General features: G+C 36.7%; 10 protein-coding genes. 5 read left to right on the top strand and 5 right to left on the bottom strand.

The genetic code is table 11. From position 1 onward, the window contains the following. Nucleotides 1–48 precede the first annotated feature (48 nt). Nucleotides 49–1,428 carry a VWA domain-containing protein gene (locus J2S19_RS09835; protein ID WP_307340867.1) on the top strand — a complete coding sequence of 460 codons (1,380 nt, stop codon included), beginning with the start codon at nucleotides 49–51 and terminating at the stop codon, nucleotides 1,426–1,428. Nucleotides 1,429–1,538: 110 nt separating this feature from the next. On the opposite strand, the gene pepT is transcribed toward J2S19_RS09835, so the two are convergent. The 5 genes from pepT to treP all read right to left on the bottom strand — a co-directional run bounded on the left by pepT (nucleotide 1,539) and on the right by treP (nucleotide 8,670). Continuing rightward, nucleotides 1,539–2,774, bottom strand: coding sequence for a peptidase T (gene pepT / locus J2S19_RS09830; RefSeq protein WP_307340866.1), 1,236 nt, complete (start codon nucleotides 2,772–2,774; stop codon nucleotides 1,539–1,541). 21 nt (nucleotides 2,775–2,795) lie between these two features. Beyond that, nucleotides 2,796–3,512, bottom strand: coding sequence for a trehalose operon repressor (gene treR, locus J2S19_RS09825; protein ID WP_307340864.1), 717 nt, complete (start codon nucleotides 3,510–3,512; stop codon nucleotides 2,796–2,798). Between the two features lie 124 nt (nucleotides 3,513–3,636). Then, nucleotides 3,637–5,325 carry an alpha,alpha-phosphotrehalase gene (gene treC / locus J2S19_RS09820; RefSeq protein WP_307340863.1) on the bottom strand — a complete coding sequence of 563 codons (1,689 nt, stop codon included), beginning with the start codon at nucleotides 5,323–5,325 and terminating at the stop codon, nucleotides 3,637–3,639. A 15-nt stretch (nucleotides 5,326–5,340) separates the two neighbouring features. Beyond that, a complete protein-coding gene (locus J2S19_RS09815; protein ID WP_307340861.1) occupies nucleotides 5,341–7,017 on the bottom strand; it encodes a glycoside hydrolase family 13 protein in 1,677 nt (558 codons plus the stop codon). A 252-nt stretch (nucleotides 7,018–7,269) separates the two neighbouring features. Next, nucleotides 7,270–8,670: a PTS system trehalose-specific EIIBC component gene (treP, locus tag J2S19_RS09810; protein WP_307340858.1), complete on the bottom strand. Its 1,401-nt coding sequence runs from the start codon at nucleotides 8,668–8,670 to the stop codon at nucleotides 7,270–7,272. Between the two features lie 481 nt (nucleotides 8,671–9,151). Here treP and J2S19_RS09805 point away from each other — a divergent pair, with 481 nt between their 5' ends. From J2S19_RS09805 to J2S19_RS09790, 4 genes are all read left to right on the top strand, one after another. Next, nucleotides 9,152–10,195 (top strand): zinc chelation protein SecC, encoded by a 1,044-nt coding sequence (locus J2S19_RS09805; protein ID WP_307340855.1) that lies wholly within the window; start codon nucleotides 9,152–9,154, stop codon nucleotides 10,193–10,195. Nucleotides 10,196–10,260: 65 nt separating this feature from the next. After that, a complete protein-coding gene (locus tag J2S19_RS09800; protein ID WP_307340853.1) occupies nucleotides 10,261–11,025 on the top strand; it encodes a threonine/serine exporter family protein in 765 nt (254 codons plus the stop codon). Between the two features lie 218 nt (nucleotides 11,026–11,243). Then, nucleotides 11,244–11,372, top strand: a complete 129-nt coding sequence (locus J2S19_RS09795; protein ID WP_307340850.1) for a hypothetical protein — start codon at nucleotides 11,244–11,246, stop codon at nucleotides 11,370–11,372. Nucleotides 11,373–11,531: 159 nt separating this feature from the next. After that, a complete protein-coding gene (locus J2S19_RS09790) occupies nucleotides 11,532–12,008 on the top strand; it encodes a threonine/serine exporter family protein (protein WP_307340847.1) in 477 nt (158 codons plus the stop codon). Nucleotides 12,009–12,046 lie beyond the last annotated feature (38 nt).

Here is a 12,046-nt window from a genome sequence, read left to right as displayed (position 1 = left end):
GTATATAGAGAGAAAATAACATAACCATATTGAAGGGGGAGTTATGTCGTGAGGAAGGCATTATATGTATTTGTCTTATTATCACTAACACTTAGTATATTAGTAGCTTGTGGATCAAATGAAACAGTGAAGAAAGAAGCTAATCAAGGCGACAGTGTAGATAAAGAAACGAATGTAGATGAGAAAGAAAAAGAAGAAAAGGAAGTTGAGGAAGAAGAATTTGAAATTGCCACAACAATAGAGGAAATCATTAAAGAAAAACCCGGAAAATACTCTGGAAATAAATACAACCAAGCAATTGTTCATAGGGATTTAGACGAGAACAGCTTTCAAGATAAAGATAGCTTCCAAGTTTATCAGTATTTACTCGGCCTTATGAGTGAGTCAGAAACGTTTGAGGAACATTATGAGTTTGCTGAATCATTTAATGCGAATATCGAAACAACAGTATCTGGAACACCAGAAGGTATGAAGCTTGATGATGGGCAAGTTGTCAATGGCGTATCTAATATTGCCATTTTATTAGATGCGAGTGGAAGCATGGCCCAGAAAATTGGCGGGAAAACAAAAATGGAGTTAGCTAAGGAAGCAATCAATAACTTTGTTGCCTCAATGCCAGAAGGTGCAAATGTTTCGTTGCGTGTTTACGGACACAAAGGAAGTAATAGTGATAGTGATAAAGAGTTATCATGTGCAAGCACAGAGTTAGTGTACGAACTAAATGCATACAATGAAGCAGACTTTAAAGCATCATTAGACAGCTTTAGGCCGACAGGATGGACACCAATTGCCAACGCAATTATGGAATCAAAAAAAGATTTTGAAAAAGCGGCTAATGATGCACAAAATATAATTTATGTTGTAAGTGACGGAATTGAAACTTGTGATGGAGACCCGGTAAAGGCAGCAAAGGAGCTTCATGATTCAAATATAAAAGCAGTAGTGAACATTATCGGATTTGATGTTGACAGCAATGGGCAAAAGCAGTTGCTTGAAGTAGCTGAAGCCGGGGGCGGTCAATATGAAACGGTAAACTCTGCAGATGATTTTAAGAAAGTTTGGGAAAAGGAACGAGTGCGTCTTTATAATGAGTGGAGTAAATGGTCATCAGAAAACTATAATAAAGTCTCAAGAGAACAAACTGAAAAGGTCAATGAACTATACAAGAAAAAATCAGAGTTCTCGAATTTGATGTATGCTGAGAAAAACCATTTAAGTGAGGCTGCCTATTACTTATATAATCAAGAGCAAATTAGCTCTGATGTAAGAAAAGAAGTTGAAAGCTTGATAAGTCAACGGAAGAATATATTAGATGATTATGAGGGCAGATTTAAAGAACAAATTGATCACTTACAAGACCAAGGAAAGAGTATGAAGGATGAGATTTTAGAACAAGGCGATAATATGAAAGATAAGTATCGTAATTAATGATTAACATGAAGGGCTAGACACCCCGAACACAATATATAAAGCTATATATTGTTGTTTTAGGAGGTGTCTGGCCCTTTTTATGTCACAGCCTAATTTTAGTTAATGATTTAATTAGCCTTTTCTTCAAATAACTTAATGATTTCAATAATCGTTTCTGTAGCTTTTATCATATTATCAACTGAGATAAACTCATAACGACCGTGGAAGTTTTCTCCGCCTGTGAAAATGTTAGGAGTCGGCAATCCCATGTAGGAAAGCTGTGAACCATCAGTACCGCCACGGATTGGTTCAACAATTGGTGTTATTCCTAAGTTCATCATTGCCTGATGTGCAATGTCGACAATATGCATAACAGGTTCAATTTTATCCTTCATGTTGTAATATTGGTCAGTTAATTCAAGTGTAATTGAATTTTTGCCATACCTGTCTTGAAGTTCATCAACGACCGTATTCATTTTTTCTTTTCTAGCATCGAAGTTTGCTTTGTCAAAATCTCTAATAATGTAATGTAGCATCGTTTCTTCGACATCACCACTTATTGAAAGCAAATGATAAAACCCTTCATAGCCTTCTGTATGTTCAGGTGCTTCATCATGTGGTAGCTTACTATGAAGTTCCATTGCAATTTTTGCAGAATGGACCATTTTGTTTTTAGCAGTCCCGGGATGAACATTTGTTCCTTTGCAGACAATTTTTGCAGCAGCAGCATTAAAGCTTTCATACTGCAGTTCCCCTAATGGACCTCCATCTACTGTATAAGCAAAGTCTGCATTAAAGGCATGAACATCAAATTTATGTGGCCCTCTGCCAATTTCCTCGTCAGGTGTAAAAGCTATACGTATTTTCCCATGCTTAATTTCTGGATGCTGAATAAGGTAGTCCATTGCTGTCATAATTTCTGCTATCCCTGCTTTATTATCGGCCCCAAGTAATGTTGTCCCATCTGTCGTAATGAGTGTATGCCCGCGATAATTTGCCAAATTTGGGAACATCGTAGGAGAAAGTGTAATATGTAAATCTTCATTTAAAGTAAGCTCTTGACCGTCGTATTGTTCAGTGATTTGCGGTTGTACATTTTTACCTGTAAAGTCAGTTGCTGTATCAATATGTGCTAAAAACCCTATCGTTGGAAGGTCTCTATCACTATTAGCTGGTAAGGTTGCCGTGACATAGCCATTTTCATCAATCGTGACATCCTCCATGCCAATAGCTTCAAGCTCAGATACTAGCTGATTAGCCAAACACAATTGCCCCTCTGTTGATGGACATGACTCATTTAGTTCGTTAGATTGTGTATCAATTTTGACGTAACGAGTGAAGCGTTCGATTATATCTGTTTTCATCGATCTATCCTCCTAGTACAGTTAGACACCGCGTCTTGCAAAATCAACAAAGCGGAATTTATCAAGACGATGCCGTGATTCAGTATATTGAAACAAACTAGTATTTTCTAAATAAACATAGTTTTTAACAACAACAATATGGGTAAAGCCTTCTAAATCGAGATGTTTGTAATCTTCTTCAGTACATTCTTCAACAACGATTTCTTTCTTTGCAAAACTAATCGATAATTGAAGGTTATGTTCTAAATAATCATAGATAGACGATTCACAAATTTGCTTCGTTAGCATCGGGACATGTTTTTTAAGGAAATAGTCTTTATCTAAAATTATCCGCTCATCACCAATTTTGCGAGAGCGGATGACCTTCCATATTTCATCCTTTTTAGAAGCTTGTAATTGTTGCATCAAAAATGCGTCAGGTTTAATGAGACCGATGTCATGTACGGTTGTTGTTGCTTCTGCTTGAAACCCTTTTGAGATTTCTTTAAAACTAACAAGACCAGATATCGGAAAACTCATTTTTTGAACATCCAATATAACGGACCCCTTGCCACGGATTTTTTGGATGAACCCATTTTGAGCAAGTAGATTTAAAGCCTTCCGAATCGTTTCTCTGCTTGTCCCATATATTTGTGCTAAATCATTTTCAGAGGGTATCGTGTCACCAGCCTTCAATTCGCCAGTCTTAATTTTCTCTGCCCATTCCTTGTATATTACATGATATTTATTTGCTCTCACTTTTATCACCGTTTATCCTATCTCTAAACAGGCTGTAAATGGCCTGAGATGATTCAGTTTAGGTTCCTCTTTCTCGAAGACCCTTACTTTATCTTATCATGAACGAGAAAGCACGTGTATCGATTTATGCCTTTGCAAAGTGATAGACAATTGACTCGTATGGGCGAAGGTTAATCGTTTCGAATACATCTGATGAGTCTTTATAATTAGAAAGTAACACCTTGCTTGTATAACCAGCCAAGTCGAGCTGTGAAGGTAACTCAAATCTTGCCTTTTGCTTATAAAAATTACTTATGACTAACAGTTTCTCATCTGCTGTTTCTCGTAAATAAGCAAAAATTTGCGGATCATCTTCTAATAAGAGTTGATAATTACCTTCAGTAATCACGTTGAGCTCTTTCCGTAACGAGATGAGCTTTTTATAGTGATAAAAAATTGAGTCTGGACTATTAACGGCTTCCTCAGCATTAATAGCTGTATAATTATCTGCGACATCAATCCATGGTGTACCAGTTGTAAACCCACCATGTTTTGAAGAATTCCATTGTACGGGTGTCCGGGAATTATCACGTGATTTTCGCCGTAGAATTTCTAATACTTCATTTTCAGGTATACCTTTATCAAGTAAAATCTCATACATATTTTTTGATTCAACATCTCGATATTGTTCAATAGAAGAGAATTTTGGATCGGTCATACCAAATTCTTCACCTTGGTAGATATATGGTGTCCCCTGCATCATATGCATGGTAGTTGCAAGCATTTTGGCAGACTCTACGCGATATTCCTGATCATTTCCATATCGAGAGACAATTCTTGGCTGGTCATGGTTACACCAAAATAAAGCGTTCCATCCCCCACCTTTATGCATTTCAATTTGCCAAGTAGAGAGGATTTGTTTTAAAGAATAGAAATCCACATCCCCTATTGCCCACTTTTCCCCATTTGGATAGTCAACTTTTAAATGGTGGAAGTTAAAGGTCATACTAAGCTCTTTTCGATTTGGGTTAGAGTAGTTTATACAATGGTCGATCGTAGTTGAAGACATTTCCCCAACTGTCATACTATCGTACTTTGAGAAAACCTTTTCGTTCATTTCATGAATGAATTCATGAACACGAGGACCATCAGTATAAAATTTTCTGCCATCGCCAGGAGGTATTGTCCCATCATCACTTGGGAAATCCTGATTTTTAGAAATTAGGTTAATAACGTCTAAACGAAAACCATCAACACCCTTTTCAAACCAGAAAGTCATCATCTTATAGATCTCTTCACGTAGCTGCTCATTTTCCCAATTTAAATCTGCTTGGGTAACATCAAATAAATGTAAATAATATTGCCCTGTTTTTTCGTCATACTCCCAGGCTGGACCGCCAAATTTTGATACCCAATTAGTAGGCTCGGATCCATCTGGTTTCGGGTCTTTCCAAATGTAGAAATCACGATAAGGATTATCCTTCGATGAAGCAGCTTGTTTAAACCATTCATGCTCTGTTGACGTATGATTGACAACAATATCCATAATAATCTTTATTCCACGCTTATGACCTTCTTCTATTAATTGGTCAAAATCCTCCATCGTTCCATATTCTTCATGGATGTTGAAATAATCACTAATATCGTAGCCGTTGTCACGCTGTGGTGACGAATAGATCGGTGTGAGCCATATGACATCAATACCTAAAGCTTGTAAATAGTCTAATTTTTCAATGATTCCTTGAAGATCACCAACACCGTTTCCTTGTGTATCGTTAAAACTTTTCGGATAAATTTGATAGACAACTGAAGTTTTCCACCATGGTTGTTTCATCTGTTCCACCACCTGTTATGATTTTAGTAAAAAAGCTTTCGCTTCGTAAGGTTTTAATTGTGTTGTTTGAATGTTGTTGTCAGTTGGATAATTACTAATAAGGAGCTCTATTGAATGAAAAGTAAGATCTAAAGGTAATTCAAAGATTGGCTCCTGATTTGAAAAATTACAAATAACTATTAATGTATCATTGTTTAACGTTCGTTTGTAAGCAAATATTTCAGGATGGTCACGAAGTAGTAATTCATAATCACCATAGACGATAATGTCATGGTTTTTACGTAATTGTATAAGTTTACGATAATAATGAAAAATTGAATCTGAATGTTTTATTTCAGTTTCGGCATTAATTTCAAGATAATTTGGATTCACCTTAAGCCAAGGAGTTCCTGTTGTAAAACCTGCATTTTCTGACGAGTCCCACTGCATCGGTGTTCGCGAGTTATCCCTGCTTTTAGCATAAATACTTTCCATAATCTCTTCGTGTGGTAACCCTTCTTCAGACAATTCGTGATAGATATTTAACGTTTCAATATCACGGTAGTCATCAAGCGAGTCAAATTGAATATTTGTCATCCCAATTTCTTCGCCTTGATAAATGAAGGGTGTACCTTTCATCATATGAAGGACAGTAGCAAGCATTTTAGCCGACTTTTCCCGATATTCTTTATCATTTCCAAACCTTGAAACGGAACGCGGCTGGTCATGATTATTAAAATAAAGACTATTCCAACCAGTAGTATCTAGGGCTTGCTGCCATTTAGTTAAGTTTTCCTTTAAGTCAGGCAAATAAAGCGGCTTTAAGTCCCACTTTCCATTAGGTCCATTGTCAAGTCCCATATGTTCAAATTGAAACACCATATTTAGTTCGTTTCGCGCTTCATCGGTATATAACCTTGCAAGTTCTGGGGTAACACCAGGCATTTCCCCTACTGTCATGACATCATATTTTGTTAGTACGGTTTTGTTCATTTCTTGAAGGTACTCATGGATATGTGGTCCATTTCGGTAATACTTACTTCCGGAAGCATATTGTTTTCCTTGTTTAAGTTCACCATCTTCAAATATTTCCGGCTTTGAAATGAAATTAATGACATCCATTCTAAAGCCATCAATCCCCTTCTCAAGCCACCATGTCATCATCTTATATATATCACTACGTACTTGAGGATTTTGCCAATTTAAATCAGGCTGCTTTTTTGAGAATAAGTGTAAATAATATTCATCGGAAGCCTCATCATATTGCCAAGCAGACCCGCCAAAGTTAGAATACCAGTTTGTTGGTTCCTTTCCATTCTTACCAGGCCGCCATATGTAATAATCACGATATTGGTTATCCTTTGCTTTTTTTGATTCAATAAACCATTGATGTTCATCAGAAGTATGATTAACAACTAAATCCATGATTAGCTTCATACCGTGGTTATGGACTTCCTCGAGAAGCTTTTCCCAGTCGGCCATTGTCCCAAATTCATCCATGATTTGTTGGTAGTCACTAATATCATAGCCGTTATCATCATTTGGTGATTTATAGACGGGTGATAACCAAATAACGTCAATACCTAAGCTTTTTAAGTAATGAAGTTTTGAAATAATACCTTGTAAGTCCCCTATTCCATCCCCATTACTATCCATGAAGCTGCGAGGATAAATTTGATAGACGACACTTTCTTTCCACCATGTTTTACTCAAGATGTAGACAACTCCTATTAAATTAATTTATATGGCTTTAGTATTTTCAGTTGTTAGTTTTAAGGCTAAGCTTATCTACCCTGACTGCATGCTAGTACTCGTGCTACAATCAACCCCAAGCCGCAACTAAGTCCAATAATGTTTACGAATTTAGCCATTTATAATTAGTTTTTATACGTATAAATGAAAGATACGATACCATCATGAACGAAAGTAAATTAGTTCGATGGTATCGTCTCTTAAATTTATATGTTACTTTTGTTTGCTTAACTTTCCGAATAGGAACGTTAGAACAAATGGAACAACTATTACGATCGCCATTCCAATGAAGAATGAAGCCCAATTTTCCTGGAAGATGGACAGGAATGCTGGGAGACCACCAACACCGATTGATGGTGCTTTAACAGCTTGCACAGAGATAAATGCCCCTGCTAATGCTGAACCAATAATGGCAGAAATAAATGCAAAACGATAACGTAAATTCACACCAAACATTGCAGGCTCTGTAACACCTAGGTAAGCTGAAACTGCTGATGTGACGGAAAGGCTTTTCAGTTTTTCATCTTTTAAAATAAACATCATTGCTAAAGCCGCAGTACCTTGTGCGATATTTGATAATGCAACCATTGGCCAGAGGAATGTTCCACCTGTGCTTCCGATTAACTGTAAATCAACTGCTAAGAATGTATGATGCATCCCAGTAATAACAAGTGGTGCATATAGTCCACCGTAAATTAATCCGCCAATGATTGGTGCAAATTCAAAGATACCAACGACAGCGTTTGTAATGACATTCCCAATCGCGAATGTTACCGGACCAATCGCGATGAAAGAAATAAGTCCTGTTACTAAAAGTGCAATTGGTGCAACGAGTAATAGTTGGAATGAATCCGCGATTTTGCTTCTTAGGAATTTCTCAAGTTTTGCTAGGACAAAAGCTGCTACTAATACAGGTAAAACTTGACCTTGGTAGCCGACTTTTTGTACTTCTAGACCGAATAAGTTCCAAGTAGGGATTTCCTCTGCAGCTCCATAACCCCAAGCATTTAACAGGTCAGGGTGAACAAGCATTAATCCAAGAACAATCCCAAATAATGGACTGCCGCCAAATCGATTAACTGCAGACCAACCAACAAGACCTGGTAAGAAGGTAAACGCTGTATTTGCAATTAAGTTAATGATATTGGCTAAATCTGCCCATTGTGGATATTTTTCAACAATTGATTGCTCAAAGAAAATTCCTGGACCAGTTAATATGTTGTTAATCCCCAATAATAAACCGGCTGTTACGATTGCTGGCAAAATGGGAATAAATATGTCTGCTAACGTTTTAATTGCACGTTGTAATGGATTTAAATTTTGTTCAGATGCTTTTTTTACATCATCTTTAGTCGCTTCTCCAATACCTGTTTGACTGACCATTTCCTTGTATACTTTATCGACAGTACCTTGGCCGATGACAACTTGGTATTGTCCATTTGCTGAAAATGATCCTTTTACTAAATCAATAGCTTCTAAAGCGTCTTTATCTACCTTTCCTTCATCAACTAGTGCAAGTCTCAGTCTTGTTACACAATGTGTTGCTGCTGAAATATTATCTTTACCGCCAATGGCTTCAACAATCTGACGAACTTGATTTTTGTCTACACTCATGGTGTTCCCTCCTACATCTATTTATTAAGCTCTCTGAAGAAATGGTTATGATGTTTACTAATATTTAGGCTCTGATCGAAAAAGGTTATTGTTTTTCCGCTAACTTACTTACTTTACAAAAGGTTGAATGGAGCTAGACAAGCTCACTCACCCACTCGCGGCAAGCGAGTATTGAAACAGGAATCAACCATAACGACTGCCATGTTTATAGCAACAATGTTTACGAAAATAGCCTTTTAATAAAACACATAGAATATAAAAATGAAAATGGTTTCATAAACATGTATATACATGTTATGGATTAATCATAAACCTGTATATACATGTTGTCAACAAATTTATTTAACCGTTTTCATAAATTATGAAATTAGACAATTCGATATGCTGCTCCTTATATTAGTAGTGCGACATTGTCATAAAAAGATACACATGTTAAAACTTAAATAGGAATGAATAAGTATTGAAAGGAATTAACGAATAAATGAACTTTTTTGAGAGAATTGAAGCCAATTTATTAACAGATGACCCGGTAGTGCAGGAATTTGTACTTGAATCTTTGCATGATTATCCTAATGTGGACAAGAAGTGGGTTGAGAGATTATTGAAAGAAGCCGTCATAAATGATATAAAGCGCGATCTTATTCTCATTTACTGTCCGGTCGATTCAGAACATGAGGAAGTTATCCCGTTGGTTATGGATGGGTTACAGAATACACCTAATGAAAGTAAACATTTATATGTAAATATAATCGATAAATTATCGCCAGCTATTCTTTGGAAGTATAAGGAACTTTTAGCGCCGTTTTATACTGAAGAAGAATGGTCGTTATATGATGTCCTAGTTAATGGTGAAGAACGTAAGGTATTTGCAGTTTTCAATGAGTTAATTGAAAGGCTTAACAATGAACAAGCATTCAACGGTAATCTTTATAGGATGGCAAAAAAGACAGCGTACATACTTGTCAAAAAGCAATGGATTACAGACAATGAATTAGAGTCAATATTTATAAGCAATTTACAAAACGAATGGTTCCAATATGACGGTTATTTAGCCATCTATATGATAGGCTTAATGAAAAATGAGAGGTATATACAGCAGCTGACACAGCTTCTTGTAAGAGATGATGATATATTATTAGATGAAGTAGCTTTTGCTCTAATATTTATGCAGAAAGAGGCAGTAGTCGATGCAGTTGCACCATTTTTAATTAAAGAGGAATCATGTATTTTTGCAACATCAATTGTTGAAAATTATAAAACTGATTATGCAAATAAGGTTTTAAAAAATGCCTATTATTCTGCGGATGGAGAAGACAGTAGAGCGATGATTATTGAAGCTTTAGCCCATCAATTAAATGGTCCAGCTTCTCAGGAATTGAATGAATATGTAAGTGAGAGACCGGAAACATTTCTATTTAGTGTAGCAGATTTGGCTTATAGTTATTATAAAATAATTGACGAATCACATCCTCTTATGAACGAATGGATAAACATAATTAATCAGGAGAGAAACGGTGCATCGTGATTATGTTGATTAATAAGGTTTTCTTATATAAACTCTAGGTATAGTTTAGGATATGGAGTGGAGGTATGAGTACTAAGAATCAAAGTCAAACATTGGATATTTTAGAGGTCTGTTTACTAGCAGGGAAAATCATGTTGCGTGGCGGAGCTGAGACCTATCGGGTAGAGGACACAATGATGCGGATTGCAGCTGCATATGGAATTACTCATTCTCACAGCTATGTCACACCAACAGGAATTATCTTTTCAATTGACCGTGAAAATGTCACGAAGTTAGTGCGTATAAATGACCGTTCCACAGATTTGCAAAAGGTTGCAAAAGTAAATAGTATTTCCAGAATGATAAGTAACGGGAATCTGTCGGTCAGAGAAGCCTTTGAAGAGCTGAAAGAGGTTGAAAGGGATGCTCATGCATATCCTATTTTAATTCAAATCCTGGCTGCCTCAATTGCGAGTGGCTGCTTTTTAATTATGTTTAATGGCAGTTGGCATGACGTACTGCCGGCGATTATTGCAGGAGGCTTTGGTTTTTCAAGTATGCTTTACATACACCGGCTTGTCGAAATTAAATTTTTTGCTGAGTTTCTTGCATCGTTACTTATTGGTCTACTATCTATTGCATTTATTGTAACGAATATAGGAGTAGAACTGGATAAAATCATTATTGCCTCTGTCATGCCGTTAGTACCAGGACTACTTATAACTAATGCAGTTAGAGATTTAATGGCAGGTCACTTAGTTTCAGGTATATCAAAAGGAGCTGAAGCCTTTTTAACATCCTTTGCTATCGGTGCAGGGGTCGCTGTTGTTTTCACATTTATCCACTTTTAAACCTATGTCCTTCATTATACGATGCTCTAAAATTTCAATTGTCTGTTTTGAGACATGAAAAGGTGTTAGGCTGGGGATTAGTTCAAGTCCACACTATATTAATAGATAACATAATAGGATTTTTGGTCTTTTCTAAAAGATTGAGGTTTTTTGCACTAACCTATTTTAAGGGTTTGTTGGAGCTGACCTGAGAGACTCTTGCGGGATGTGTGGGAGAGGTGAGACGTGAGCAGTCGTTTACGCTGAGGAGTACGAAAAGCGTAGGCGGCTTGCCCATCGACGTACAAACTGGAGGGGCATCGACTAAGACCAAAGGAATCACAATGAGCCGAATGGCGAATCGATGATGACTTATCGTAGGGAGGTGACCTGAAGTTTGATAACGGGTAGCCGCAAGGAGCTATGAGGCTCACCACCCACCCCGCTATTGCTGAGTACTGAAGCGGAGACAAACCCTAAGCGACAACTCAGTTAAAAGCAACAGCTTAAAATATGTAATAAAAGTTATGAAGAATACTAAAGCTGGAGGGATTCGATTTGTGATAGAGCAAATAATAACGAGTTTTATTGCTTCAGCTGCATTTGGAATCATTTTTAATGCACCTAGCAAATCATTGTTAAAGTGTGGCTTTGCAGGGATGATTGGGTGGATTATTTATATATTTCTTTTTGATTATTCAGGGGATAGCGTGTTTGCCTCTGTTATTGCTTCGTTTTTTATCGCAATAATAAGCCAATACTTTGCTAGAAGATATAAAACGCCGGTCATTATCTTCAATGTTTCTGGAATCATTCCGCTAGTTCCTGGTGGCTTAGCGTATGATGCAATGAGACGTGTTGTTGAGAACGATTATAATGCGGCAATTCCACTAGCAGCAAAGGCGTTTATGATTTCTGGTGCAATCGCAATTGGACTGGTTTTATCAGAAGTGTTAAACCAAATTATAAAAAAGATGAATCAAAAGAAGCTACTGAATAATTAATCTTATCGTATTGTTTTATCTATTGTATAATGAGTGAA

The organism is Metabacillus malikii (assembly GCF_030813355.1).
GTDB classification, from domain to species: domain Bacteria; phylum Bacillota; class Bacilli; order Bacillales; family Bacillaceae; genus Metabacillus; species Metabacillus malikii.
This window is presented reverse-complemented; position numbering and strand designations above follow the sequence as displayed.